We start from the raw sequence: 25494 nt of genomic DNA, 5'->3' as shown, positions 1-25494 counted from the left end.
TTCGCGTCAGGAGCAGGCCCGGTTCATGGTGGCCAGGGCGGCCGCGGCTTCGGCCATCGGGATCTCGACCGTGCGATCGGGCGACTGCACCACGATGGTGCGGGCGGACGCGAGCTCGCGCCACACCCACCCGGTGGTCGGAACCGGGACCCTGAAGTGCCACGCTGCATCAGGCTCATCGTAGACGAGATCGGCCGATACGGGGCCGTGCGCCTTGCCGTTGACCTCGATCGTGAGCATCGAGTCACGCGGCTTCACGGAGGCCGGCAGGCCGCCATGGTCGTTGGTGCTGCGAAACTCGATCTCGGCCACGTGAACGCCCGGCTTGCACATCACGAGAAATTCCATGTCGCCAAGTTCTGGCGACGGCTTGAGCCCGGCTTGCAAGACGCCGTCGCCGAGATGCTGAAGGCTCCAGGCAGGCGGGGCGGCGCTCGCGGAGCCTGCCGAAAAGGCAGTCGCGAGCGCCAGGGTCAACTTGATCAACTGCATGAAAGAAACTCCCAGTCCGCAGAACCAAAAATAACCTAACGAAAAAAAATGAATCGTTTCGGCCGGCGTTACTTCAAATGCGTACCACCGGCCAGAACAGGCGCGCCCTTACTTGATGACCGCGCAGGCCAGCCTTGCGCCGGAATTGCCGATCGGCTGCGAAGCGTGGTCGTCCTCGCTGGCGTGGATGACGAAGGCCGAGCCGTCGGCGTCCTTGAGGCCGTTTGCGCCGGTCAGCTTCACGAAAGGCGTGAAGAACTCGGCGTTCACCGATCCATCCGCCGCCGCGAAGAGGTTCGGCGCGTCGCCATTGTCGGGCCCCTCGGCGTTCAGCAGGCCGTGCTTCTTGTTGTCGTGGTTCACATGCGCCTTGGAGTTCATGAACTTCTCGGTGTCGCTGCAATCGCCGACCGCGTGCAGGTGCGAGCCGTGCCAGCCGGGCGACAGGGCGCCGGCCTTGAGAACGACCCTGATCACCACGCCCGCCGCCGAGCCGCGCAGCTGGATCGCGCCGATGGACGCGCCCTTGTTGTCGACCATTTCGGCCTGAGCCGTTTCCTGGGCGGCCGCTCCGGCGACGAACCCGGTCGCCAGGGGCAGGCTGGCGAGAACGGCAAGAACGAGGCGCTGCATCGAGATCTCCCTTTATGGTCATTGCCGCCGAAAGGCTTCGCCCCCGGCCGGGGCATGCTATAGGACCGGCCATTCCAACCAAAGGGCCTCGCCCGCAACCTGATGTCGCGATTTCGCCGATGAGCCGCCCCTCGCACGACGATCAACGACCCGCGGGCGGAGCTCGCGCTGCGAGCCGCGCGGATCTGTCGCTCGTGGAGCGCGGCTTTTTCGAGAGCCGCGCCAAGGCGCAGGAGGCCATCGCGGCCGGCCTCGTCACGGTCAACGGCGTCATCGTGCGCAAGCCTTCCGAGACAGTCGCGGCCGGCGCCACCGTGCGGGCGGAGCAGCCCTATCCGTGGGTATCGCGCGGGGGCTTGAAGCTCGCGGCCGCGCTGGCGCGGTTCGGCTACGACCCTTCAGGCGGCGCTTGCCTGGACGTAGGCGCCTCCACGGGCGGCTTCACGCATGTGCTGCTGACCCTCGGCGCGCGGGCGGTCACGGCCGTGGACGTCGGTCACGGCCAGCTGCATCGCACGGTGGCGGCCGACCCGCGCGTCATCTCGCTCGAAGGGCGGGACGCGCGCTCGATCGAGGCCGCGGACCTCGCCGAGGCGCCGTCGCTCGTCACCTTCGACCTCAGCTTCATCTCGCTGCGGCTCGTGCTGCCGCACGTGCTCCCGCTCGCGGCGCCGGACGCCGCCATGGTGGCGCTGATCAAGCCGCAGTTCGAGGCAGGCCGGGCGAATGTACGCAAGGGCATCGTCAAGGACCCGGCGATCCATGTCGCGGTTTGCGACGACATCGAGAAGCTCGTGCGCCGCCTCGGCTGGCGACCGGACGGCGTGATCGCATCGCCCGTGCCGGGCGGCGACGGCAATCTCGAATTCCTCATTGGCGCCCGACGCGGCGCGGCAACGGATAACCATGGCTGAGCGGCTCACCATCGAACGGCTCGGCCAGAGGGGCGACGGCGTCGCTCTGACGGATCGAGGGCCCGTTTACGTGCCTTATGCGCTGCCGGGCGAAACCGTTCTGGCCGAGGTGGCGGGAGACCGCGGTCGGCTCGTCGTACTGGAAACCGCGGCCCCGAGCCGGGTCGCCGCCCCCTGCCCGCTGTTTGGGACCTGCGGCGGTTGCGCGGCCCAGCACATGGGCGCGCCGGATTACCTGGCCTGGAAATCTGGCCAGATCGCCGCGACCTTGCGGCAGGCGGGCGTCGAGACCGAAATCCGGCCCATGGTTCATGCGCACGGCGCAGGGCGGCGCCGCGTGGTGTTTCATGCGCGCCGGGTGGAGAGCGAAGGCCGCAGCCGAATGGCGGTGGGCTTCATGGCGGCGCGTTCGCACGACCTTATCCCGATCGCGTTCTGCCCGCTGCTCGTGCCGGAACTCGGCCGCGCGCCCGAAGTGGCGCTCGCGCTTGCGGAAGCCTGCGCCAAGAGCGCCAAGCCGCTCGACATCCAGGTCACGGCGACGCTGGGCGGGCTCGACGTCGACCTGCGCGGCCATGGCCCCGCCTCGCCGCGGCTGCGGACCGATCTCGTCCAGCTTGCAGAACGGCTCGGCCTCGCCCGCCTGACCATGCATGGCGACCTGATCATCGCGCTCCGGCCGCCCGCCATCCAGATCGGCCGCGCCCAGGTGGAGCCGCCGCCGGGAGGGTTTCTCCAGGCCACCGCCGCCGGCGAGGAGGCTCTCGCCTCGCTGGTGCTGGAGGCGATGCCAAAGGCCAAGAAGGTCGCCGATCTCTTCGCCGGCGTTGGGCCGTTCGCGCTGCGCATCGCCGAGCGCGCGGCCGTTCACGCCGTCGAGGGCGAGGCCTTCGCCCTTCAGGCTTTGCAGGCCGCCGTGCGGCGCACGCAGGGCCTGCGGCCCGTCACGGTGGAGACCCGCGACCTCTTCCGGCGGCCGCTCGTGACGCTGGAGCTGAAGGGCTACGACGCCGTGGTGTTCGATCCGCCGCGCGCCGGCGCGGAGGCGCAGGTCCGGCAGATCGCCGGGTCGGCCGTCCCGACCGTGGTGGGCGTTTCGTGCAGCCCGTCCACCTTCGCGCGCGACGCCGCCATTCTGGTGGGAGGCGGCTATACGCTGACGCGTGTTACGCCGGTCGACCAGTTCCTTTATTCAGCCCATGTGGAACTCGTCGGCGTCTTCGAGCGCCCTCGGGCCAGCCGGGCCCGCCCTACCCTGGGATAGAACGATGCAGGACTCACCGCTCCCCGCCGCCGCGTCCGTGGTCTCGCAACTGGCCGCCATCGTGGGCGAGAAATACGCCTTCGCGGACCCGCAGGAGATGGCGCCCTATCTGGTGGAGTGGCGTGGGCTTTACCGGGGCAAGGCGCTTTGCGTCGTGCGGCCCGGCTCCACCGATGAAGTCTCGCGCGTGCTGGCGCTGTGCAACGCTCAGGGCTGGAAGGTGATCCCCCAGGGCGGCAACACCGGCCTCGTCGGCGGGCAGGTGCCGCACGAGACCGGCGACGAAATCGTGTTGTCGCTCACCCGCCTGGACCGCGTCCGCGAGGTGGACCCGCTGTCCGACACCATGGTGGTCGAGGCCGGCGTCACCCTGCTGCGCGCCCAGGAGGCCGCGCAGGCGGCCGACCGACTGTTTCCGTTGTCGCTGGCGTCCGAGGGCACCTGCACGATCGGCGGCAATCTCGGCAGCAACGCCGGCGGCACGGCCGTGCTGGCCTATGGCAACGCCCGCGACCTCGTGCTCGGCCTGGAGGTGGTGCTGGCCGACGGCCGCGTCTGGCATGGGCTCGGCAAGCTGCGCAAGGACAACACGGGCTACGACCTGAAGAACCTCTTCATCGGCGCAGAGGGCACGCTCGGCGTCGTCACGGCGGCGGTGCTGAAACTCTTCCCGCGCCCGCGCCAGATGGTGACGGCCCTGTGCGGCCTGCCCACGCCGGCGGCGGCGCTGGCCCTGCTCGGTCGCGCCAAGGCGGCGGCCGGCAACGGCCTGACGACGTTCGAGCTCGTGCCGCGGCTCGGGATCGAGATGTCGGTCAACCACATGGGCTGCCGCGACCCGCTGGACGGCGCGCATCCCTGGTACGTGCTGATCGAGCTTTCCTCGGCGCGCGACGAGGCCCTGGACGGCGCGCTCGAGGAGATCCTGGGCGCAGCCATGGAGGCCGGCGAGGTCGAGGACGCCGCCATCGCGACCTCGCTGGACCAGCGCAACGCCCTGTGGAAGCTGCGCGAGACGCTGTCGGAGGCGCAGGGCTTCGAGGGCGGCTCGATCAAGCACGACATCGCGCTGCCGATCGCCACGATCCCGCAGTTCATCGCCGAGACCAACGCGGCGCTGGAGCAAGCCATGCCGGGGTGCCGCCCCCTGCCCTTCGGCCATCTGGGCGACGGCAACTTGCACTACAACGTGACCCAGCCGGTCGGCATGGAGAAGGCGGCCTACATGGCGCAGTGGGACGCCATCAACCGCGTCGTCCACGGGCTCACGGCGCGCTATGGCGGGTCGATCTCGGCCGAGCACGGCATCGGCCGGCTGAAGCGACATTTGCTGGCGGAGGTCAAGGACCCGGTGGCGCTGGAGATGATGCGCGCCATCAAGGCGACGCTGGATCCCAAGGGCATCCTCAATCCCGGCAAGGTTCTGTAGGGCCCCACGCGCGCGAGCGATCGCGGCTTTGCGTGGATTGCTTAACGATCCGCAAACGCGAATGCGGCAGCCTTGACCCGCGCGCGCTTCGCGCGCCGGGAGAACAGCCGTGGCCGTGGGCGGCGTCACACCCATCAAGCCGGCCCTGCAGGCCGCAGCCGCCGAGGCGCTGACGCTCGAACCGGGCGCGGTCGTGGCCGCCCGCGTGGCCGCGATCACGCAGGAGGGGCTGGCGACGCTGATCACCGCGCTGGGTCCGCTGCAGGTCTCCGGGGCCGAGAACCTGCAGGTCGGCGCGAATGTGCGGCTCGCCGTGCTCTCGGCCGGGCAACAGCCCGCCGTCCAGGTCGTTCTCGACCCTGCTTCGTCGCCCGCGGCCGCCCGTCCGTTGCCGCCCGCCGCCACGGTGGAGCGCGCGCCCGCGCCGCTCCCGGCTTCGGACCCTCTCCCGTCGGCGACGCCCGCCACGGCGCTCGCGGCAGCTCTGGTGCGCGCCGACGCCACGCAGGCGCCTGCCTCGCAGCTGGTCAGCCTGCTCCGGAACGCACTTTCTGATCCCACCGTCGCGGCGTCCCTGCCCACGGCGGCCCGTGCGGCCGCGACCGCCCTTGTCGGGCGGGCGCTGGACGGCGGCGCGCCGATCGACCCCGTGACCCTGCAGGCCATGGCGCAGTCGTCCGGGCTGTTTCTGGAAAGCAGGCTCGCCACCGGCCGATCGCCGCGCGTCGCGGACGCAAAGTCCTTGCTGCTGACGCTCGCAAAGGCGCTGGTCGGGGCCGTCCCGGCCGTTGACGAACCAGCGCCGATCGACGAGCAGACAGGCGCGGCGGTCGGCGAGCGTGGCTTTCAGCCGCCGCGCCGCAACCCTGTCTCCGATCTTGACCTGCTGGCCGCCAAAGACATCGCGGGCTCGCCCAAGCCGGCCCAAAGCATCGCGGCGCCGGCGCGCAGCGCCGCCGAGCAAGTCGACGACGCGACCGCGCTCGTGGACACGGTTCTGCCGCTCGCGCAGGCGTTGCGCGCCGCCGCTTCGCCGATCGGCGACGCGCGCATGCTGGCGCACGCCTTGCGGGCCACGCTGGCGGCCGGAGGCGATCCCATCCCGGCCGACCTCGGCGAGACGCCGCCGGGATCCCCGGCTCCCCCGTCGCATCCTCGCGACGCGCCGCCGCGAGCCGACCAGCCTCCACGCCCGTCTTCGCCGGCCCTGCTCGCCGACACACCCGTCACGGACGCACCGCTGCAACGCATCGCCGAGCAGGTGGAAGCGAGCATCGATCGCATTCGCCTGTCGCAGGCGGCCTCGCTGCCGCTGAACGAGACGGACAGCACCCCGCAGCAGGCGCGTCCGCCGGGCCAGCAGGGCTGGGTTTTCGACATCCCGATCCTGCTACCGCGCGAAACCGCGAACGCGCAAGTTCGCATCCGCAACGAGGGATCGCGCGGCGGCGCGGCGGGCGCGTCGGCGCCGCTCTGGACGTTGGAGTTCGCGATCGACACATCGGAGGGCGGCCCCGTCCATGCGCGGCTGGCTCTGGGCGCGCAGGCGCTGGGCGTGACGCTGTGGGCCGAGAAGCTGGAAACACGCGCGCGCCTCGAAGCGGGCGCGGACGCGCTGCGCTTTTCGCTGGTGGACGCCGCCTTCGAGAACCCCGAGATCGCCGTGATCCCGGGCGCGCCACGCCGCCCGGCTTCCCCGCCCGGCGGGCGGCTGGACCAGCGCTCATGAGCGGAGCCTCGCCCCCGAAAGTCGCGGTCGCGCTCGAATATGAACGCGGCAAGAGCCGTGCGCCGCGCGTCACCGCCAAGGGGCGCGGCGCCGTGGCGGATCGCATCGTCGCGACCGCGCAGGAGCACGGCGTGGCCGTCGAGGAGAACCCGCTGCTGGCCGAGGCGCTCTCGCGCGTGCCGCTGGACGAGGAGATCCCGGAGGAGCTCTATCGGGCGGTCGCGGCGGTGCTCACCTTCGTGCTGCGGGCGACGCTGCGGCAGCGGTGACCGTGCGCCTCAGGGCTGCGCCACGGCGGCGGCCGGAGACGCGACATAGCTCCAGGGCCCGACCTCGTCGGCGCCGCCGGGCGTCACGCTCCACCCCTGGCTGCGATAGAACGCCAGCGCGGGCAGGTTCTTCTGCTGGCACTTCAGCCAGACGCGGGGCCCGAGCACCTCGAGCGCATGCGCAAGAAGACGCCGGCCGACGCCCGTGCGGTGATGATCGGGGTCCACGAACAGCAGGTGGATGAAGCGCTCATCCGGGCAGATGGAGAGCAGGCCAACCACCTGGCCCTCGCGCTCGGCGACCAGAACGGTCTCGTCCTGCGAATCGCGTTCGAAATCGGCCAGCGCGAAGCTCGTCGCCGGCCGCCACGGAAAGGCGACGATGCGGGCCCGGACGTAGATCGACGCGCAGGCTGCGCGATCCGAGGGCCGGTAGGCCCGGACCATCAGGCGCGCATCGATCGAGGCCGTGCCGTTCACCCGGGCCGATCCTAGAAGAGGCTGCCCTGCGCATCGCCGATCCCCGCCTTGCGGGGCGCCGGCGCGGGTTCGCGACGCGGCGGCGCGGGGCGCGGCGCGGCGGCGGCGCGGCGTTCGGGCTGGGGCAGTCGGGGGTCGCAGGGCTCCATCTCGATCACGTCGTCTGGGCAGGGCCGCACAAGGCGCAGCGCCGGGCCGGGATCCTCGTTGGCGCAGTCCAGCCAGAGGTCGAACTGCTCCGGCTCCAGGATCACGGGCATGCGATCGTGGATCGCCGCCATCGCGCCGTTCGCGCCCGTGGTGACGATCAGGGCCGTGTCGATCTCGCCGCCATCCGGCGACACATAGGTCTCCCACAGGCCCGCGAGGCCCATGGTGCGGCCGTCCCGGCGGCGGATCAGGTAGGGCTGCTTGCGCGCCGCCTTGCCCTCGCCTTCGCGCCGCCACTCGTAGAAGGCGTCGGCGGGCACGATGCAGCGGCGTCGCCGGATGGCGTTGCGGAACGCAGGCTTGGTCGCGATCGTCTCGCCGCGCGCATTGATCAGCAGCGGAAACGCCTTGGTGTCCTTCACCCAGGACGGAATGAAGCCCCAGCGGACCAGCCGGAACGAACGCTTTCCCTGGTCGGATGCCACCATGGCGATGGGCTCGGTGGGAGACACGTTCGTGCGCGGGGGAAAATTCGGCTGCTCCTCGTACTGGAACAGCGCGCGGATCTGGTCGGGCGAGGCGGTCAGGGCGAAGCGGCCACACATCGGGTCAATCTGGTGGCTTACGGCCGTTCGCGCAAGCCGGGCGCACTGCCGCGCGGCGCTCAGTTGCGCTGGCGGTGAGGCGTCCTGACTTCCTCGCCACCGGCGATCGGCTCGTCGGCTGCGCCGGTGGCCAGGCGGTGCTGGAAGCGCAGCATGGCGGCGGCGAGGCGGCCGGTATCGGTGGATGGATCGGCGAGGCTCGCCTCCGTCGCGTCGCACCAGGCCGCGCAGAGCTGGCGCACCTGCTCGGCGCCGACATTGCCGGCGGCGCTTTTCAGCGCATGACTGGCCTGGCGGAAGGTCTCGGAGTCGCGCTCCTCGCGCGCCCGGATCAGCGTCGCCATGGTCGCGGAGGCGGAATCGAGGAAGTCGCCCGTCAGTTCGGCCAGGAAGGCGTCGCCGCCCAGCTCGCGCAAGACGTCGCGCGCGGCTTCGTCGATCTCGCTGCCGGACAGGTCGGCGCCGGGCGCCTCGGCCGGACGCTCGCTCGCCGGGCGTGCGCCGACCACTTCGGCGAGCTTGGCGAGAAGCACGTCCTGGTTGATCGGCTTCGTAACGCAGCCGATCATGCCGGCTTCGCGGCAGCGCGCCTCCGTTTCGGGCGTGACGTCGGCCGTGAGCGCCAGGATGGGCGCGCCGCCGTCGGAGCCGCGGCCCACGCGGTAGAGCCGCGCGGCGTCGATGCCGTTCATCACCGGCATGTTGACGTCCATCAGGACGACGTCGAAGTCCGACGCCTCCAGGGCCCTGAGCGCCTCCTCGCCATTGTTGGCGAGCGTAACCACGATCCCGGCCTTGCCGAGGATCAGGCTCGCAACCTTCTGGTTCACGAGGTTGTCCTCCGCGACCAACACGCGCAGCCCCGAGAGCGAGACGGGAGCCATGGTGGGCGCGTCCTGGCGGGCGCCGCCCGCCTTGTCGACAATGGCGAGCGACCAGGCGAGCGCGTCGGCGTCCGGCGCGACGGGCGCAACGGCGTTGATCAGAGCTTCATCAGCCGGATCGAGCGCGAAGCCGCGATCCGGAGCCGCCAGCAGAACCGTGGGTCCGCCGACCTTGCGGTCCGCCGCGAGGGTTTCGGCGACGTCGCGCCAGCCCGAATCGGCGCCGTCCAGCACGATGACCTGGCCGGTCATGGAGGTTGCGCCCAGTGGCGCGATCACGACGCCGCGGCGGGTCAGCGCATTCGTCCAGCGCTGACGGAAGCGTTCGTCGGTCGAGACCAGCGAGACCACCGCGGCGCTGGCCGGTTCCGTCGTGGCGTCGGCCTCGAACGGCCATTCAAACCAGAACGTGCTGCCCTGGCCCGGCTCGCTGTCGACCCCGATCCTGCCGCCCTGCGCCTCGACGATGCCCTTGACGATGCTGAGGCCGAGCCCGGTGCCGCCGAAGCGGTCGATGATGGTGGCGTCGGCCTGGGTGAAGCGCTCGAAGATGCGCTCGCGGGCCTCCGAGGCGATGCCGATGCCGGTGTCACGCACCTCGAAGCGCAGCAGGCCGGGCGCGCCCGACGGCCCGGCCGCGATCACCACATGGCCGGACGCCGTGAACTTGACGGCGTTGCCGGCGAGATTGACCAGCACCTCGCCCAGCTGGCTGGCCTGCCCGCGCAGGCGCAGCGGCGCGCCCTCGCCGATGAACACGTTGACCTGGAGGTCCTTTTGCCGCGCCTGGACGAAGACCATGTTGCGGGCCGCGAAGAGCGCCGCCGCGAGGTCGAACGATACCGGCGGGGCTTCGCCCTGCTGGGCCTCGCGGCGCGACAATTCCAAAAGCTTGTTGATCAGCGTGAGCAGCGACCGCCCCGCGGCCCCGATGGCCCGGTTGAGTTCGGACTGGTCGCCCTGCAGCCGGCCGTCGTCGAGCAGGTCGCTGAAGCCGATCACGGCGTTCAACGGCGTGCGCAGCTCGTGGCTGACGCTGGCCAGAAAGAGGCTCTTTGCCCGGCTCGCAGCCTCGGCCTCGGCCTTGGCCTGGTTCAGCTTGCGGATCAGCGTCGACACATACGCGGGAAGCGCCGCGAGCGCGATCAGGAGGCCGATCGAGAGAGGCAGGTTGTCGCGCCAGAACGGCGTCACGGCGATTACGGTGGTGAAGCCGACAATGGAAACGACCGAGGCGGCGAACAGGTAGGACACGCCGAAGCGAAATCCGTTGCCCAGAATGACCCAGAGATAGATCGGGTAGATCGCGGCGGCGGCGTCCCCTCCCGCATAGGCGCCGAAGGACAGGCTGCCGAGATCCACCACGATGGCGACAAGGCGGCGCACCGGCGACGCGCCCGGCCGCATGATCAGGTGCCAGATCAGCAGCAACGTGACGACGTAGTGCCCGGCGAAGACGCGCCAGGACTTGGCGAGCATCGCCGAAGCGCCCTCGTGGCCTACAGCGGCCGCGATGCAAAGGTAACCGAGCACGAGCGACAACAGCACGACGCGATTGATCGTCATCTCGTGCTCAGTGTCGGGCCTGCGCCGCAACGCATCGCGCAGGACGCGGATTCGCCGCCCTAAGCTCTCGCGCGTGTTCACCAAGTTGCACCTCCGTTGGCGCATCCTATGGTTGTAACGTCTGCCATCAGGTTGATGGATCAGACACGTTTTCCGACAGAGTTACCGTTTCTTTAATCAGTGCAGGCTTAAAGATTACAACCTGTGGTCGCATTTTCGGCGAACCAGCGAGGTGTTCCATGCCCGAGGCACGCAAGCGCGTCCTCGTTGTCGACGACGATCCCACATTCCGGAAGATCGCGGAACGCGCCCTGACGGATGAGGCTGTCGAGGTCGATACCGCTGAAGATGGATCCGTTGCGATCGGCAAGCTCGGCGCGGCACATTTCGATCTCGTGATCGTCGACCTCGAAATGCCGCGCACCGACGGGTTCGGCGTGATCAAGCACGTGCGCGGCGACGCGCGAATGACGACGACGCCCATTATCGTGATCACCGGAAAGACCAATCTGAGCGCGATCGACAAGGCTTACCAGCTCGGCGCATCCGCTTTCGTATCGAAGCCGGTGAACTGGCGATTGCTGCCCTTCAAGGTCAAGGACACGCTTGCCCAGGGGCCTCATGCGAAGCCCATCCGATAAGCGCGACTGAGGCTTAGGCCGAAAGCGCCAGTGCCTCATGGCGGCCCATTATGGTGGCCAGATGCGTCCGGCTTTGCGCGCGCATCTTCTTCATGACAGTGCGCAGGTGGACCTTCACGGTGCTCTCGCACATGTTCAGTTCGTAGGCGATCAGCTTGTTCGGCTTGCCGCGGCGCAGCGCCTCGACCACGGCGGCCTGGCGCGGCGTGAGCGGCGGAAGGCCGGCGACGGCGGCCGGCCTGACGACCTTCGCGGCCGGGCCCGGATCCAGCGCCTGCAGGGCCGAGGCCGGCGCATAGGTCCCGCCGGCCATGACGAGCCGGACGATGTGAAGCAGGAGATCGAGGCTGACGTCGCCCGGAACCACCGCCGCAGCGCCGGCCCCGAGAGCGCCGATCATCGAGGCGGCGTCGCCTTTAGCGCAAAGCGCGATCACATGATCAAAGCCGTGCGGGCCGCGCAGGGCCGTGACGTCCGCCACCAAAGCGGCCGATCGCCCTTCGCCGCCGTTGATCAACGCAATCCGCAGGCGGCTGCTTGGCATGCGGCCGCGCCTAACCGGCGGCAGCGCCGCGGAAGCCGTGATCGAGAAGGCCTTGTCGGCCTCCGCCAATGCGGCCGCAAGGCATACGCGCATGATCTCGCGGGAATCGACGAGCATGAGCTCGATCCGATCTTCTTCTCCGGCTTTTGGCTGCATGACCGAACGGACAGATTGTTTCAGCACGAGCCAACTCCGAAGATTCCGGCGCAGAAACCGCGACACCCGCCGAGAAGTTGCAAACGGCTTGCCGACAACCGTGGTTCGTTTCGAAACGACCCGAGCGCCGGGCTGGTCCGACTGTTGCATCGTGGCATGGACGCAACCGCCGATATGTGTCAGCCGTCACAAGCCGGATGCATTACGGCCCGATTTGTCCGGTTCTGATGCGCCCGCCGAAACGCGACCGAGGATTTCCATTGCTCCCGACATTCTTCACGCGCCCGCCGGGCCGAACCGCATACAGGGCCGCAAAGCTGACCGCGCTCGCGCTGGTCGCCATCATCGTGATCCTGTCCGTGGTGCCCGGGGCCGATCGGCCGCATACGGGGGCGTCCGGGCAGTTCGAACATTTCATGGCCTATTCGGGCGCGACCTTCCTGATCGGGATCGCGGCCGCGCGACCGCCGACGTTGGCTTTGCCGCTGGCTTTCTCAGCCCTCGCCGCAGTGCTCGAGTGGGTTCAGCTGTTCATTCCGGGCCGGACGTCGCAATTGATCGACTGGGTTGCGAGTTCGTGCGGTGGCGCGTTCGGCGCGTTGCTGGCGGCGGCGGCGCTATGGGTGATCCGTTCGGCGTGGCGGGCGCGGGCCAGCCAATCGGCGGCGGATTGACGTGATTTAGCGGGGACAAGTTGAGCGCCGCTCGCGCTGGCGCTGGCGCGACGGGCTGATCCGGGCTGAATTGACGACCCATCCTCCGGCCATCCCTCGAGGCAGTCATGATTTCGTTTCTCGTTCGCGCACTCGTGATCGGCGCCGGAGCCACCGCTTTGATGGACCTCTGGGCCCTGTTCCTGTTCCGCAGCTTCGGGATCCCGCTCGCCAATTGGGGATTGGTCGGCCGCTGGTTCAGCCACCTGCCCTCAGGGCGCGTGTTTCACGACGACATCGCGGCGGCCGAGGCGCACCCCCGCGAAGTCGCGATCGGGTGGATCGCGCATTACGCGATCGGGGTGTTCTACGCGGGCGTCCTGCTCGCGATCCTACCCGGATGGGCGCAAGCCCCGACATTCGCGCCCGCGCTGGCGCTGGGGCTCGTGACCGTCGGGGCGGGCTGGTTTCTGCTGCAACCCGGCATGGGCGCCGGCTGGGCCGCCTCCAAGCGGCCGAACGCGATGCAGATCCGCGGCTTGAACATCGCCGGCCATGTAGTGTTCGCGCTGGGCCTCTACGGGTCGGCGCTGGCATTGCGGGCGGTGGCCTGAGGCTCGGCGAAGTCGAACAACGAAGGCCCCTGGCCCGCATAGCCCTCGATCGCCAGCAGGCGCAGCTTGGACGCCGCGCCGCCCGGAGCCGAGAAGCCCCCAGTTCTGCCCCCAGCCGCCAGCACGCGATGGCATGGGACCACGATGGGAACCGGATTGCGGCCGAGCGCCTGCCCGACGGCCCTGGCCGCGCCGGCTTCGCCAACCGCGGCGGCAACTTCGCCATATGTCATTGCGCGGCCGGGCGGGATCGAGCGCGCAACGGCGTAGACCTTGCGATGGAAGTCCGGCGCGGCGCGCAGATCGACCGGAATGAAGCCGAGATCCACCTTCTGCCCCTTCAGCAAGCGCTGGATCGCGTCGACGGCGTCGGCCAGCCATTCCGGATCATGTTCACGCTCGCCGGCAGCCGGAGAGGCCGAATCACCCTGCGGAAGGGCGCCGCCCGGCAACCACAACCTCGAGATTCCGCGGTCCGTCCAGGCCAGCGCGCAGTCGCCGATCTCGGTTTCGAAGATCAGGCGGTTGGTCACGACGTCGCGCCCTCCCTAGCGAGGCTGTTCATCCTGACAGCTCCGAAACGGGTTGTAGGGCCTGAAATCGGTGCAATGACCACAGGCCGATACAGTATTCAGGACCGCGAACAAGATCACCCAAGTCGTCAGCCGCGCCATCGTCAAACTCCGCAACTGCGCAGCTCAAGCTGCGCGATGACTTTCACGTTAAGATTTTATTAACCATGAGATGCTTGCCTTCGCTCGAAAGGATATCATGAATGTCCAGCCAATCCTTCTCTTTCGACGAGATCCCGGCTCCGCCGACCGGCCCTGAACTAATGTCGGCCATCAACGAACCGCTGCCGCCCTATCTGGTGCGGCTCGTCCATCTGATGGACCGGATCGAGCGGCGCGAGCAGCCGGCGCGGTCGACGCCGCTGCCGGATGCCGTGCCGGCGTTCGAGCCGGTCGTCCGCCGCAAGTCTTGAGCCCCGATCTGAACTGAATCCGTGGGGGCCGCGTTGGTGGGCATGCGCAGTCCTGCTTTCGCCTCCCTCCTGGCCGCCGCTTGCGTGGCAACCCCCGCGTTCGCGCTCGACCAACCCGTGGTCTGGCGCGACGACACCGGTTGCGCCTATCTCCTGACGCCCCAAGGCGGCATCTCGCCCCGGTTGAAGCGCGATGGCGTTCCGGACTGCCCGGACGCCACGCCCGGGCCGCCGCTGACGTCTGCACCGATCATCTCCGACAACGCGGTTCGGGAGATGCAGCGTGGACTTGATACGCTGCGTCGCGAAGTGGAACGGCTCGGGGACCGGCTGCGGCGTTGAACAGCCAAGGAACGCCCGATACAATCGTGCGTTGAGGCGGACGATGTTGCGTTTTTTCCGGCACCCCATCCATCGCGCCACCGCGGTCGTGCTGCTTTGTGCGGCCGTGCTCGGCTATGAGACGCCAGGCCTCATCGTAGAGCCGAACATCACATCCGCCATTCTGGTCGGCGCTGCCGTGCTCGGCCTCATCTTCGTGGCCTACAAGCTCCTTTCAGCCCGCCGTCGGCCGGTGGCGTGAACGCCGTCGGTCCTGGACCGTCGCAAGTTGGTTAAAGACTGACTGAGACGATCCTCAGTATTCGACGCTGATCTGGCGCCGCCCTGCAATCCTTCATCTTTAATGTTGGGACATCTGATCAGGGAGATCATGATGTCCCGCGTTCTCCGCGCGGCCGCGTTGACGGCCGTGATTGGCTTCAGCAACGGCGTCGCGCATGCGAGCCCCACTCCATCGCCGGGCGACCAGGCCCGCAGCCTGCCGCAGGCGACCGCTCTGGGCGACGGCGAACTGACGCTCGCGCCCCTCGCATTCGTTCAGTTCTGCAACGCCCATGCGGACCAGTGCCGGCCCGCCGGCGAGAGCGAGATCGCCCTCACGCCCGCGCGCTGGAGCGAGATGGCCGCCGTGAATGCGGCCGTGAACGCCCGCATCGCGCCGAACGCCGGCAAGGACGGCTTCAAGTGGTCGCTGGATACGCGTTACGGCAACTGCAACGACTACGCGGTGCAGAAACGTTCGGCGCTGATCGCGCGCGGGTTCCCGGCCAACGCCTTGTCGCTCGCCGCGGTGGTGACAGGGTCGGGCGAAAATCATCTGGTTCTCACCGTCCGCACCGACCGCGGCGACTTCGTGCTCGACAATCTGCGCGGGCGCGTCGTCGCCTGGAACCTCTCGGGCTACAAATGGGTCAAGCGCCAATCCGCGGCGCAACCGCGCTACTGGGTGTCACTCGAGCCCAGCCGAGCAGCGCGCCCGACGATCGCCCGGACCGCTCTGCCGGTTCGGCGCGGCGCGGAAAAGCCGGTGGCCAGCGCCTCGGCGGATCTCAACCCACTCGCCGCCGAGAGATGGACGCTGCGCGGCGGCGTGGACGGCTGAGACGGCCCCTCCCCCGATTTGCTTCTCCGATGTTCAGCCCGCCGCTCCCACGGCGGGCTTTTCGCTTGGCCCGCCACCAGAGGCCGACTGCAGGCGCCTGCCCAAACGAAAAAGCCGCCAGCGGTGCGCCGGCGGCTAAAGTCATTCGTCGCTGCTGAGCCGCAAACGCGGCTTTGCTGAACCCTACGGGCGACCGTTCAGGCGCAGGCGCTCCGTGCGTCGTCGCCCATGCGAACCACGGCGCCGTCGCGCCGCTCGGCCGCGTCGAGCGCGCCTCGCAGGGCGGCCACCATCTGGTCGGTCATGGCGTTCAGGTCGATTTCCACCACGTCCTCGGCGTCATCGGCGCTCACATCCGCGTCATCGCCCGGACGCGAGCCGCGCAGCAGCAGGGCCGCGACGCCGGCGCCCGTCAGCGTCCAGGCGCCGACGAAAGCGGAGACGAATGCGGCGGCGACGCCGAAGTTCAGGCCAGCCGCAAACCCGATCCCGCCGCCCAGAACCGCCAGGATCGCCCACATCGCCGCCATCTCACCCTCCTAAGGTCAATGCTGCGACGCCGGGGCCGCCTTCGCCCAAACCGGTAGCGCGGCGGCGGTTCAACGGTTCTGAGAAGGATTGATTCAATTTGAGCAACTCAGGCAGATGCGCCAGTCGCCGTGGCGGCGTGGTGAAAGGAGCGTTGCCAAAAGGCTCGGCGAGCATTTCCGTTCGCCAAGCTGTGCTTTACATCTCGGCTCTCAAAGGTTGAGGCACGCCTTGCGATTCGCGATTGCCGCCTGCGGGAGACGCGCGTGAACAGGCCGATCTGGGGCGACGCCGGCGTTCTGGCGCGCGTTGCATTGATCGCCGGCGTCTTGCTGGCCGCCGCGATCGGATTGGTCGCCACCATGGGCGACCGCCTGTCCCAACCTCCCGCCCCTCCACCGCCGCCGGTCGAGATTGCGGCCCCGCCTCCGGCGCCCGCGCCAGCTCCCAAGGTTCCCCCGCCGGCGGTTCTCGCGGTGGTTAGCGTGGAAGGGCCGTTCGACCCGATGGACTCGGTGTCGTTCTCCTCCAAGCCGAACGGCGAGATCGTCCTCGACGAAGTGACGGGGCCGGGGGCCGAAGCCGTCTGCGCGGATAGCGCCAAGTTGCGCTGGGCCTGCGGGCTTCGCGCCCGCGCGGCGCTCGCGAACCAGCTGCGCGATCAAACGCTCAGTTGCGAAGTCCTCGAGCGGCTTGAGAAACGACGCATTCGCGCCCGTTGCAAAGGGCGCGACGGCGACCTCGCGCGGATCATGGTCGCCAATGGGTGGGCGCGCCCGGCGGCCGGCGCAGAGCCCAAATACGAGCGCGAGACACAGGCCGCCAAAGCGGCGGCCGCGGGACTGTGGTCCGGCGGATGGACGGTCGTCCTCGAAGGACGGCCCGCGCGTGGGGCGAAGCCGAAGAGCTGAGGATCCTCGTCCAGCGAAAGCGGCGCGAGGCGTCCGGCCTCGTTCGGGGAACATTCAGGCGGGCCAACACGTTATAGCCCTGCAATGCTCAAGGCTCCGCCGGTGCGGCGGATTGTCTGAGCCTTGCCGCTGGACGGCAGATCGCCATCAGAAAGCGGTCGAATTCCGGCGTCCAGTTGATCAATAGGGCGACGAATGAAAACCTTCATCATATTTCGCCCGTGAATTCGCCGTCCGCTCGCCCTAGGCTACACCCAGCCTGAGCTTGGCGGATCAGGAACCGGAGCTGCGGAACCGTCGACGTGGCTAGGCATTCAAACGGACCAGGAGAAGACCCATGAGGATGTTTGCAACGGTGGCGTTCGCCTCTCTCGCCCTTGTGGCTGGAGCGGCTTCGGCTCAGGCGCAGTATTACTATGATGACGAACCTGACACGCCCATTTTCTACCGCAACGGACAGCAATGCCAGCAGGCGTCGTCCGGACGCGTTATCTGCCGGCCACTACGTCGTGAGCGCTACGGCTACGGCTGGGGTGGCGGGTATGGCGGCGGATACGGCGGCGGGTACGGGGGTGGCTACGGTTATCGTCGCGGCTACTCGGAAAATCCCGTCTGGTACCAGAACGGTCGACGCTGCCAGCAGGCTTCGTCCGGCCGGGTCATCTGCCGCTAAATTCGTCCTACCCCGACTCCGCCGGCCCGCCGGCGGAGTCGTCTCGTTCATCGAAGTCCACGTGGATGCACGCCAAGTCGCGGGCCCACGCGCAACCGGGAGGCGTCCTGCATGAGCGCCTATCCGGCCAACGCCGCAGAGCGGACCGGGCAACCCGGAATCATCGCAGCAGGCTCGACACGCAAGGCGCTGTCGCCGGCGCAAACCGTGACGCTCGACTGGACGCGCGGCATCGCGGCGCAACTCGTCCTGATTGGGCACTTCCTCTCGCTGAACGGCGTCGCCTCCCCGTTCACGATGCAGGATCTCGGCGTCATCCTGTTCTTCGTGATGTCCGGCTTCCTGATCGCCGCCAGCGTGGCGTCCAAGCCGAGCGACTATGACTATGGCGACTTCCTGATCGACCGAGCCGCGAGGGTCTTCACACCCTACGTGCCTGCCCTCGCCTTCCTGTGGCTTGCGGGCGTGTCCTTCGCCAAGGACGGCCCGACCGACCTCGTCACGGTTCTGGCCAATCTCTTCATGCTGCAGGATTTCCCCCTGCACGAGCGCTGGGAGTGGTTTCCGACCTTTGACCGGGTCGGCCCCGGGCGGACCCTGTGGTCCATCGCCGTGGAGTGGTGGTTCTATGTGGGGCTCGGCGCGCTGATGCTGCGCCGTCGGCAAAGCCTTTGGCCCTTTATTCCGCTGTTCCTGCCCGCCTTGGTCGTCTGGCACCACCAGACGGTGAGCGGCCGCCTGGCCTTGACGTGGATGCTCGGCGCGCTGGCGGCGTCGCTGTGGAGCCGCATGCCGCGCAACGCGCCTGTCTGGGCCGCATTGGCGGCGTCCTTCACGGCGCTGGCCGTGTTGCGCTGGGATGCTGTCGAGGGCCAATTCTACGATTTCCAGCTCAACGTGCTGATCGGCGCGAGCCTGTTCTCGTTCCTGCTGGCTGTGGAACGGCTGCAGCCGCCCGCGTGGCTCGCCCGCTCCGGGCGGGGTCTGGCCGCGTTCTCGTACTCGCTGTACCTGACCCATCTCGCATTCAGGTACTTCCCGTTCTGGACGGGCTTGGCAGCCGCGAACCTGCTTGCGATCGGGCTGTGGTGGACGGTGGAACGTCACCACCGGGCCGTCGCGCGTGGCCTGCGCACCCTGCGTAAGCGGCTCGGGCGGACGAATCGGCAGCCCCCACAATTGTTTCAGCCGACAAGCTCAAGGCCGAAGTGGAACCGCCCGGCCTTTCAAACGTCGTCGTTCGACAATCAGATATGTTCACGTGAGGGAGTAGAAACTTGAAAAAGACCGCAGCAATCGTCATCGCCGCCGCCGCAGCCTGGCTCGGAGCCTCTTCGGCGCAGGCCGCGCCGTTCCCGGTTGCGCCGCTTGCGGGCGCCGAGGATGGTCTCGTGCAGACCGTCCAGGAGAATCCCATCGTTTATCGCAACGGTCGCCAGTGCCAGCGGGCTTCGTCCGGCGCGGTGGTGTGCCGGCCGGCCGGCGGCGGCTACGGCTACGGGCGTGGTTATGACCGCGGCTATGGCCGGGGTTACGGACGTGAATACGGCCGTGGTTACGGCTATGGCCGCAGCGAGAATCCGATCGTTTACCGGAATGGCCGCCAGTGCCAGCGCGCATCGTCCGGCCGGGTGATCTGCCGCTAAATTACGATCTCGCTCCGGATCGAGCGCGAGCGCTTGATCCGGCTGCCGATCTGCCCCACTAGAGCGTCCGACCTCCTCAGGTCGGACGCTTTTTTGTTGTCGAGACGGCTGCTGGTCGCGTTCGCCAACGAGCTTCGCGGCAGGGACAATGACGAGCAGCGCATCGAGACCGGCGCATCCCTGGCGAAAGCTGCTGGCGGGATTCTTCGCCGCGCTGGCGCTGATCGGGGTCGTGCTCGGCGGCGCGCTCGCGGCGTTCGACCCCTACGGGGCCACGCCGCTGAGACGCAGCGGCGAACCGGCGCTGATGGATCTCAACCAGCGCTACATGTACCCGCAAGTGATCCGCACGCACCTGTTTGATGGGGCCGTATTCGGCACCTCCACGGTCAGGTTGCTGGATCCCAAACAGCTCGATGCGGCATTCGGCGCGCGCACGGCCAACTTCGCCATGAACTCGGCGACCGCTTGGGAGCAGGCGCAGATCGCCGCCCTGTTTCTGCGCGAGACGGCCGAAGCGCGGATCGCGATTTTCGGGATCGACCCGCTCTGGTGCGCCGAGGATGCCGACAGCGCCGAAAAGCGGATAACGTCGCGGGGATTCCCCGACAGCTTCTACGACGCGAACCCCTGGAACGACTGGCGCCACCTGTTCAACTTGCGCTCAATCGAGATCGCGTGGCGGCTGGCTCTCCACCGCCTCGGCCTCATGGCGCCCCGCCTGCCGCTGAACGGCTACGAGGTCTTCACGCCCGACGAGCGCGCCTATGATCTCGGGCGGGCGCGCGTTCACATCTACGACGACACCGGATTTAGTCGCGACGCACCCGCGAATGCGCCTCCGGCCCCGGACGTCGACCGCGCCGTGATGCGGTTTCCGGCTCTCGCATGGCTGGACGACCTGCTGGCGCGAACGCCCGCCGGCGCTATCCGCCTCGTGGTTTTCCCGCCGGCCCATGCGGCCGGAATTTACCCTACGGCGAGCCGCGAGGGCGCACGGTTGGAGGAGTGCAAGGCGCGGGTCGCCGCGATTGCGGGCATGAGAGGCGCGACGATGGTCGACTTTCGGTTGTCGAACCCGATCACCCGGGACGATTCCAACTTCTGGGACCACCTGCATTATCGGCTGCCGATCGCGCGTCGAATCGAGCAGGGCCTCGCCGACGCGTGGGCTACGGGCCGCGACGATCCGGACGGCTTCTACAAAGTGCCGACATGGAGCGGCCGCTCCGCTTCATGAGGCATGAACGCGAATTGCGCAGGCTGCGATCAAGCTCCATAAGGCGGGACTGCTCGGAGCCCTGACGCATGGTTGCCTCCTTCCCCCGCACGGCCGAACAAGCCTCTACCGGCGCGCCCGGGTCGATGCTGGCCGATCTCGCGACGGCCTGCCTCGTGGTTGTGTTGCCGGTTCTGATGATTTTCGCGAACAGGTCGTCGCCGCTCGTGCTCGGAATTGCGGCGGCGCTGGCGCTTGCAGCCGCGCTGGCCCGCTCGGGCGCGCCCTCGCTCCTCGGCTCGCTGGGATCCATGCTGCGCACGCCGGAAGCCTGGGCTGGATCGGCGTTTCTGGTTTGGGCGCTCGTTTCGATCCTCTGGAGCGTCGATCGGCGGTCCTCCTTGGCGGCCTATGGCGAACTGATCGCGCCGCTGGCGGCCGGAACCCTGCTCGCCGCTGCGCTGCCAAGCCGCCTGCCCGGCTGGGCGACGCCGGCGCTGGCCGTCTCTCTTGCGCTGGTGACGCTGGGGGTCGCGGTGGAGATCCACTTTGATTTTCCCATCCGACGCCTCTGGGGCGGCCGGCTCGAAGACTATGTGATGAACCGCCCGATCGTGACCGCCACGTTGCTGTTCTGGCCGCTGGCGGCGGCGCTGCGCGCGCGGGGGCGCAACGGGTTGGCGTTGGCGATCTTCGCCGTGGTAGCCGCCGGGGCCATCGTATCGACCAGCGGCACCTCCAAGCTGTCGGTGTTGGTCGGCGCCGCCGCATTCGTGTGCGCGCTCGCTGCGCCGCGGCTTGTCAAGGCGCTCGCCGCCCCCGTGCTGGTGCTCGCGATGGCGGTGCAGCCGGTGTTCGGGCTGGCGCTGTCGCGCGCGATTCCTGAAAGCGGCATGTCGGCGCTGAGCTCCGCGCATGCTCGGGAGCGAGTCGATATCTGGATCACCTTCGGCGAAGTGGCGATGCGCAGGCTCGCGACCGGGACGGGCTTTGGATCGTCGCCGAAGCTCGACAAGGATCCGGTCGCGCTCGAAGTTCCGGAGCGGCACCGCGCGATGGTGGCGGTCGGCCATCCCCACGATGCGTTGCTGCAGGCCTGGACGGAGCTCGGGCTTCCGGGCGCGCTGATCGGCATCGTGCTGCTCGGGCTGGTCGGTCTGCGGCTGGCGCGCCTGCCCAACGCATTGCTGCCGGAGCGGGCCGCCTGCGCGGTGGCCGTGCTGGCGATCGCGATGGAAAGCCACGGCGCCTGGCAGGGCTGGTGGATCGCGGCGGTCGCGGCAACCACCCTGCTGTTCCCCCGGCTGCAACCAGAACACCCGGCCGGCGGCGCGGACACGCTTGCGGCGACGGTCCCGGAGCGATAAGGCACGGCTCCCAAGCAGAAAGGCGCCGCCGTGGAGCATGATCGCAGGATCGCCGTTATAGGCCTCGGTTACGTGGGCCTGCCGGTCGCGGCGTCGTTCGCGCGGGCGGGAGCCCAGGTGATCGGCTTCGACATCGACCGCAAGCGGATCGCGGAGCTCTCGGCCGGGCATGACCGCACGCGCGAGGTCGAAGCCGCCGATCTGCGCGGCCTGCGGCTCACAGCCGATGCTGCCGATCTTGCGGACGCTGATTTCTTCATCGTGACCGTGCCGACCCCGATCGACGATGCGCGTCGGCCGGATCTCGGGGCCGTCCTCAAGGCGTCAGAAACGGTCGGCCGAGCGCTCAGACAGGGCGGCATCGTCGTATACGAATCCACGGTCTATCCCGGCGCGACCGAGGAAGACTGCGTGCCCGTGCTGGAGCGCGTTTCGGGCCTGCGCTGCGGGCCGGATTTCCGGGTCGGTTATTCGCCCGAGCGGATCAACCCGGGGGACAAGGAGCATCGCTTCGAGACGATCACCAAGGTGGTGTCCGGGCAGGACGACGAGAGCCTCGACATCATCGCGGCGGTGTATGGGTCCGTCGTGAAGGCCGGGGTCCACAAGGCGCCGTCCATCAAGGTGGCGGAGGCCGCCAAGGTGATCGAGAACACCCAGCGCGACCTCAACATCGCGTTCATGAACGAGTTGTCGGTGATCTTCCAGCAGCTCGGCATAGACACCGGGGACGTGCTGACGGCGGCGCGCACCAAGTGGAACTTCCTGCCTTTCAGCCCCGGCCTCGTCGGTGGCCACTGCATCGGCGTGGATCCCTACTACCTCACCTACCGGGCCGAGCGCGCCGGATGCCATCCCGAGGTGATCCTCGCGGGACGCCGCATCAATGACGGCGTCGGCCAGCGCGTGGCGCGCGAGTGCATCCGCATGATGCTGGCGGCCGGCAAGGCCAACCCGACGGTCACGGTGCTGGGCCTGACCTTCAAGGAGAACGTGCCGGACACCCGCAACTCCAAGGTGGTCGACATCATCGCGGAGCTGAAGAATTTCGGCGTCGCGGTCGCGGTTCACGACCCGCTCGCCGACCCCCGCGACGCCGAGCATGAGTACGGCCTGTCATTGACGCCGCTGGACCAGCTTGCGCCGGCCGACGCCGTGATCCTGGCTGTGCCGCATGCGGAGTTCGTCCGCGACGGCTGGTCGCTCGTTGGATCGCTTCTGAAGCCCGGCGCCACCACGGTGATCGACGTCCGCGGCGCGCTGCCACGCGATGCGAAGCCGGAGGGGCTGGAGCTGTTCCGCCTCTAGAGCTTAGGGCGCGCTGCCCCGGTTCTCCTTGCCGTCATTGCGAGCCGGAGGCGAAGCAATCCAGCCTGAAGGCCCGGTGGTCAGGCTGGATTGCTCGCTGGCGCTCGCAATGACGGGAGGGTGTCAACAACATCCCGCCGACCCTCCGCCGTTATCCCCGGCGACCTGCGCAGCAGGTCGGGAAGGGAATCCAGAGGCCATGGGCGCTCACCTCTGGATCCCCTTCCCGGCGCTGCGCGCCGCCGGGGATGACGGAGAGAGTCGAGCGTCACCCGACGCGCCACTCGTTGACGTACCAGTCAACGAAGGCCTTTACGCCATCGTCCACGGTGGTGGATGGGCGGTAGCCAGTCAGGCGCTCCAGCAGGTCGGCGTTGGCGTAGGTGGCCGGAACGTCGCCGGGCTGCATGGGCATGTAGTTGCGCTGCGCCGTGCGGCCGAGATGCCGTTCCAGGCAGGCGATGTAGTCCATCAGTTCCACTGGCTGGCCGCCCGCGATGTTGACGACGCGGAAGGGGGCGGCGAGCGACGCGCCGGTGAGCCGTGCCTCGTCCTCGTCCGCCGCGGTGGACGGCACGACGTCCAGCAGGCGCGCCATGGCTTCCACGAGGTCGGTGACATAGGTGAAATCGCGGCGCATCGCGCCCTGGCCGTAGATGTCGATGGGCTCGCCATCCAGTATCGCCTTGGCGAACTTGAACAGCGCCATGTCGGGCCGGCCCCAGGGACCATACACGGTGAAGAAGCGCAGCATCGTGGTGGGGATGCCCCACAAATGCGCGTAGCTGTGCGCCATGTGCTCGGTCGCCCGTTTGGTGGCGGCGTAGAGCGTCATCGGCATGTCGGCGCGCTGGTCCTCGGTGAACGGCATCGTGGTGTTGGCGCCGTAGACCGAGCTGGTGGACGCCATCAGCAGGTGCTTCACGGCGAGCTCGCGGGCGAGCTCCAGCACGTTGAAGGTTCCGACGAGGTTCGCGTCCACATAGGCGCGCGGATTTTCGAGGCTGTAGCGGACGCCGGCCTGCGCGGCGAGGTGGAAGATGGCGTCCGGGCCGGCGTCGCGCACGACCTTCGCGAGACCCTCCATGTCCTCCAGCATCACGACATGCTGCTGGAAATCTGGGCTCTGGTTCAAGAGCGCGACGCGCCGCTCCTTGAGGCGCACGTCGTAATAGGCCGTCATGCCGTCAACGCCCACCACCGTGTGGCCGGCCGCCATGAGACGCCGCGCAAGGTGGAAGCCGATGAACCCGGCCGAGCCGGTGACGAGGACCTTCATCGGCGTTCTCCGTTGTGGCTTCAGACGACGTAGTCGGTCGCCGCGCGGGCGCGGCCGGCCGACAGGCGCGCGCGCCACCACGCGACCGTGCGGGCGAGGCCTTCCTCGAGGCTCAGGCGCGGCTCCCAGCCGGTCGCGGCGGTGAGACGGCCGTGATCGGCCAGCAAGGCCCGCACCTCGGAGCCGGCCGGGCGCATGCGGGCGGCCTCGCTCTGGATCGGCTTGTTGGAGCCGGTGACGCGCTGCAGCGTCTCCACGAGCTGGCCGATGGTGACGGCCCTCCCCGTCCCGCCATTATAGGCGGAGCCGTAGTGCAGCCCCTCGGCGAGCCCGGTCGCCAGGAACGCCTCGGCGGTGTCGGTCACGAAGGTGAAATCCCGGCGCGGCGACAGGTCGCCCAGGCGGATTGCCTCGCAGGCGGGATCCAGGATCTGCCGGATCGTGGAGGCGATCACGGCGCGCTCGCTCTGGCGGGGACCGAAGGTGTTGAAGGGCCGCAGCGTCACGACGGGCAGCTCAAACGAGCGCGCATAGGCCTCGGCCATCATGTCGGCGCCGATCTTGGAAGCCGAATAGGGCGACTGGCCCTGGAGGGGATGGCTCTCGTCCATCGGCTCGGTCTGGGCCGTGCCGTAGACCTCGCTCGTGGAGGTGTGCACCACGCGGGCGAGGCCATGCGCGCGGGCGGCCTCCAGCACGTTGAGGGTGCCCTGCACGTTGGTGGCCACGTAGGACTGCGGCGCGTCGTAGGAATACGGGATGGCGATCAGTGCCGCGAGATGGAAACAGACTTCCTGCCCGGCCAGAAGCCGCATCACGAAGCCGGCGTCGCGCACGTCGCCGCGCACGAGCTTGACCTTGGCGCGTACATCCGGGGCCAGGTCGTCCAGCCAGCCATGGCTGTCGAAGGCGTTGTAGAGCGCCAATGCGGTGACATCCGCGCCGTCGGCCACGAGCGCCTCGACGACATGGGACCCGATGAACCCATCCGCGCCCGTCACGACCACGCGCCGACCCTGGTACCGCACCTGAGGCTCCTTTCGGTTGCAGGCCCGCAGTAGCCGAGATGGGAAGGTGGATCAACCTTGGGGTGCGCTCATTGACACGGCCG

Annotated in this window: 30 protein-coding genes; 19 read left to right on the top strand and 11 right to left on the bottom strand. The window is 68.7% G+C overall.

Annotation, left to right across the window (positions count from 1 at the left end):
* Positions 1 to 6: 6 nt before the first annotated feature.
* Both AC1DSZ_RS16190 and AC1DSZ_RS16185 read right to left on the bottom strand, forming a co-directional pair.
* Positions 7 to 492 carry a hypothetical protein gene (locus AC1DSZ_RS16190; RefSeq protein WP_476839373.1) on the bottom strand — a complete coding sequence of 162 codons (486 nt, stop codon included), beginning with the start codon at positions 490 to 492 and terminating at the stop codon, positions 7 to 9.
* A gap of 108 nt (positions 493 to 600) precedes the next feature.
* On the bottom strand, positions 601 to 1125 hold the full coding sequence (locus AC1DSZ_RS16185) for a superoxide dismutase family protein (RefSeq protein ID WP_476839372.1): 525 nt from the start codon (positions 1123 to 1125) through the stop codon (positions 601 to 603).
* A gap of 119 nt (positions 1126 to 1244) precedes the next feature.
* On the opposite strand from AC1DSZ_RS16185, the gene AC1DSZ_RS16180 reads away from it, so the two are divergent.
* The 5 genes from AC1DSZ_RS16180 (at position 1245) to AC1DSZ_RS16160 (ending at position 6730) form a co-directional block, all read left to right on the top strand.
* Positions 1245 to 2039 carry a TlyA family RNA methyltransferase gene (locus AC1DSZ_RS16180; RefSeq protein WP_476839371.1) on the top strand — a complete coding sequence of 265 codons (795 nt, stop codon included), beginning with the start codon at positions 1245 to 1247 and terminating at the stop codon, positions 2037 to 2039.
* A complete protein-coding gene (locus AC1DSZ_RS16175; protein ID WP_476839370.1) occupies positions 2032 to 3303 on the top strand; it encodes a class I SAM-dependent RNA methyltransferase in 1272 nt (423 codons plus the stop codon). The genes AC1DSZ_RS16180 and AC1DSZ_RS16175 overlap by 8 nt, the downstream gene beginning before the upstream one ends.
* Positions 3304 to 3307: 4 nt before the next feature.
* Complete coding sequence (locus AC1DSZ_RS16170; RefSeq protein ID WP_476839369.1) at positions 3308 to 4732, top strand: FAD-binding oxidoreductase; 1425 nt, start codon at positions 3308 to 3310, stop codon at positions 4730 to 4732.
* A 109-nt stretch (positions 4733 to 4841) separates the two neighbouring features.
* Positions 4842 to 6461, top strand: a complete 1620-nt coding sequence (fliK, locus tag AC1DSZ_RS16165; protein ID WP_476839368.1) for a flagellar hook-length control protein FliK — start codon at positions 4842 to 4844, stop codon at positions 6459 to 6461.
* Entirely contained in the window at positions 6458 to 6730 is a 273-nt protein-coding gene (locus AC1DSZ_RS16160) for an EscU/YscU/HrcU family type III secretion system export apparatus switch protein (protein WP_188517116.1), read from the top strand. The genes fliK and AC1DSZ_RS16160 overlap by 4 nt, the downstream gene beginning before the upstream one ends.
* A gap of 9 nt (positions 6731 to 6739) precedes the next feature.
* Here AC1DSZ_RS16160 and AC1DSZ_RS16155 read toward each other — a convergent pair whose 3' ends face one another.
* The 3 genes from AC1DSZ_RS16155 to AC1DSZ_RS16145 are packed head-to-tail and all read right to left on the bottom strand — an operon-like array spanning position 6740 to position 10415.
* Positions 6740 to 7210 carry an N-acetyltransferase family protein gene (locus AC1DSZ_RS16155; protein WP_476839367.1) on the bottom strand — a complete coding sequence of 157 codons (471 nt, stop codon included), beginning with the start codon at positions 7208 to 7210 and terminating at the stop codon, positions 6740 to 6742.
* Between the two features lie 11 nt (positions 7211 to 7221).
* Complete coding sequence (locus AC1DSZ_RS16150; RefSeq protein WP_476839366.1) at positions 7222 to 7965, bottom strand: SOS response-associated peptidase; 744 nt, start codon at positions 7963 to 7965, stop codon at positions 7222 to 7224.
* A 59-nt stretch (positions 7966 to 8024) separates the two neighbouring features.
* Entirely contained in the window at positions 8025 to 10415 is a 2391-nt protein-coding gene (locus AC1DSZ_RS16145; RefSeq protein WP_476839365.1) for an ATP-binding protein, read from the bottom strand.
* A 239-nt stretch (positions 10416 to 10654) separates the two neighbouring features.
* On the opposite strand from AC1DSZ_RS16145, the gene AC1DSZ_RS16140 reads away from it, so the two are divergent.
* Positions 10655 to 11056, top strand: a complete 402-nt coding sequence (locus AC1DSZ_RS16140) for a response regulator (protein WP_476839364.1) — start codon at positions 10655 to 10657, stop codon at positions 11054 to 11056.
* A 13-nt stretch (positions 11057 to 11069) separates the two neighbouring features.
* Here AC1DSZ_RS16140 and AC1DSZ_RS16135 read toward each other — a convergent pair whose 3' ends face one another.
* On the bottom strand, positions 11070 to 11717 hold the full coding sequence (locus tag AC1DSZ_RS16135; protein ID WP_476839363.1) for a helix-turn-helix transcriptional regulator: 648 nt from the start codon (positions 11715 to 11717) through the stop codon (positions 11070 to 11072).
* 299 nt (positions 11718 to 12016) lie between these two features.
* Here AC1DSZ_RS16135 and AC1DSZ_RS16130 point away from each other — a divergent pair, with 299 nt between their 5' ends.
* On the top strand, positions 12017 to 12430 hold the full coding sequence (locus AC1DSZ_RS16130) for a VanZ family protein (RefSeq protein WP_476839362.1): 414 nt from the start codon (positions 12017 to 12019) through the stop codon (positions 12428 to 12430).
* Positions 12431 to 12537: 107 nt separating this feature from the next.
* Positions 12538 to 13023, top strand: coding sequence for a DUF2938 domain-containing protein (locus AC1DSZ_RS16125; RefSeq protein ID WP_476839361.1), 486 nt, complete (start codon positions 12538 to 12540; stop codon positions 13021 to 13023).
* On the opposite strand, the gene AC1DSZ_RS16120 is transcribed toward AC1DSZ_RS16125, so the two are convergent.
* Positions 12987 to 13556 carry a methylated-DNA--[protein]-cysteine S-methyltransferase gene (locus tag AC1DSZ_RS16120; RefSeq protein ID WP_476839360.1) on the bottom strand — a complete coding sequence of 190 codons (570 nt, stop codon included), beginning with the start codon at positions 13554 to 13556 and terminating at the stop codon, positions 12987 to 12989. The two genes, AC1DSZ_RS16125 and AC1DSZ_RS16120, sit on opposite strands and share 37 nt — an antisense overlap.
* Positions 13557 to 13798: 242 nt before the next feature.
* On the opposite strand from AC1DSZ_RS16120, the gene AC1DSZ_RS16115 reads away from it, so the two are divergent.
* The 4 genes from AC1DSZ_RS16115 (at position 13799) to AC1DSZ_RS16100 (ending at position 15452) form a co-directional block, all read left to right on the top strand.
* Positions 13799 to 14008: a hypothetical protein gene (locus tag AC1DSZ_RS16115; RefSeq protein ID WP_476839359.1), complete on the top strand. Its 210-nt coding sequence runs from the start codon at positions 13799 to 13801 to the stop codon at positions 14006 to 14008.
* Between the two features lie 84 nt (positions 14009 to 14092).
* Positions 14093 to 14350, top strand: a complete 258-nt coding sequence (locus AC1DSZ_RS16110) for a hypothetical protein (RefSeq protein ID WP_476839358.1) — start codon at positions 14093 to 14095, stop codon at positions 14348 to 14350.
* Between the two features lie 43 nt (positions 14351 to 14393).
* Positions 14394 to 14591, top strand: coding sequence for a hypothetical protein (locus tag AC1DSZ_RS16105; RefSeq protein ID WP_476839357.1), 198 nt, complete (start codon positions 14394 to 14396; stop codon positions 14589 to 14591).
* 132 nt (positions 14592 to 14723) lie between these two features.
* A complete protein-coding gene (locus tag AC1DSZ_RS16100) occupies positions 14724 to 15452 on the top strand; it encodes a transglutaminase-like cysteine peptidase (RefSeq protein WP_476839356.1) in 729 nt (242 codons plus the stop codon).
* 197 nt (positions 15453 to 15649) lie between these two features.
* Here the strand turns inward: AC1DSZ_RS16100 and AC1DSZ_RS16095 are convergent, their stop codons facing one another.
* Entirely contained in the window at positions 15650 to 15982 is a 333-nt protein-coding gene (locus AC1DSZ_RS16095; protein ID WP_476839355.1) for a hypothetical protein, read from the bottom strand.
* Positions 15983 to 16294: 312 nt separating this feature from the next.
* On the opposite strand from AC1DSZ_RS16095, the gene AC1DSZ_RS16090 reads away from it, so the two are divergent.
* A complete protein-coding gene (locus AC1DSZ_RS16090) occupies positions 16295 to 16891 on the top strand; it encodes a thermonuclease family protein (protein ID WP_476839354.1) in 597 nt (198 codons plus the stop codon).
* Between the two features lie 71 nt (positions 16892 to 16962).
* Here the strand turns inward: AC1DSZ_RS16090 and AC1DSZ_RS16085 are convergent, their stop codons facing one another.
* Entirely contained in the window at positions 16963 to 17100 is a 138-nt protein-coding gene (locus AC1DSZ_RS16085; RefSeq protein WP_476839353.1) for a hypothetical protein, read from the bottom strand.
* 128 nt (positions 17101 to 17228) lie between these two features.
* Between AC1DSZ_RS16085 and AC1DSZ_RS16080 the strand changes: the two genes are divergently transcribed.
* The 6 genes from AC1DSZ_RS16080 to AC1DSZ_RS16055 all read left to right on the top strand — a co-directional run bounded on the left by AC1DSZ_RS16080 (position 17229) and on the right by AC1DSZ_RS16055 (position 23104).
* Positions 17229 to 17564 (top strand): hypothetical protein, encoded by a 336-nt coding sequence (locus tag AC1DSZ_RS16080; RefSeq protein WP_476839352.1) that lies wholly within the window; start codon positions 17229 to 17231, stop codon positions 17562 to 17564.
* A 111-nt stretch (positions 17565 to 17675) separates the two neighbouring features.
* A complete protein-coding gene (locus tag AC1DSZ_RS16075) occupies positions 17676 to 18845 on the top strand; it encodes an acyltransferase family protein (RefSeq protein WP_476839351.1) in 1170 nt (389 codons plus the stop codon).
* Positions 18842 to 19210 carry a hypothetical protein gene (locus AC1DSZ_RS16070; protein ID WP_476839350.1) on the top strand — a complete coding sequence of 123 codons (369 nt, stop codon included), beginning with the start codon at positions 18842 to 18844 and terminating at the stop codon, positions 19208 to 19210. The genes AC1DSZ_RS16075 and AC1DSZ_RS16070 overlap by 4 nt, the downstream gene beginning before the upstream one ends.
* A gap of 148 nt (positions 19211 to 19358) precedes the next feature.
* A complete protein-coding gene (locus tag AC1DSZ_RS16065) occupies positions 19359 to 20450 on the top strand; it encodes a hypothetical protein (RefSeq protein WP_476839349.1) in 1092 nt (363 codons plus the stop codon).
* A 68-nt stretch (positions 20451 to 20518) separates the two neighbouring features.
* Complete coding sequence (locus AC1DSZ_RS16060) at positions 20519 to 21796, top strand: O-antigen ligase family protein (protein WP_476839348.1); 1278 nt, start codon at positions 20519 to 20521, stop codon at positions 21794 to 21796.
* Between the two features lie 30 nt (positions 21797 to 21826).
* Positions 21827 to 23104 carry a nucleotide sugar dehydrogenase gene (locus AC1DSZ_RS16055; protein ID WP_476839347.1) on the top strand — a complete coding sequence of 426 codons (1278 nt, stop codon included), beginning with the start codon at positions 21827 to 21829 and terminating at the stop codon, positions 23102 to 23104.
* Between the two features lie 268 nt (positions 23105 to 23372).
* On the opposite strand, the gene AC1DSZ_RS16050 is transcribed toward AC1DSZ_RS16055, so the two are convergent.
* Entirely contained in the window at positions 23373 to 24383 is a 1011-nt protein-coding gene (locus tag AC1DSZ_RS16050; protein ID WP_476839346.1) for an NAD-dependent epimerase, read from the bottom strand.
* 20 nt (positions 24384 to 24403) lie between these two features.
* Positions 24404 to 25411: a GDP-mannose 4,6-dehydratase gene (locus AC1DSZ_RS16045; protein WP_476839345.1), complete on the bottom strand. Its 1008-nt coding sequence runs from the start codon at positions 25409 to 25411 to the stop codon at positions 24404 to 24406.
* Positions 25412 to 25494: the final 83 nt, after the last annotated feature.

The organism is Alsobacter sp. P4_H11, assembly GCF_056400925.1.
This window is presented reverse-complemented; position numbering and strand designations above follow the sequence as displayed.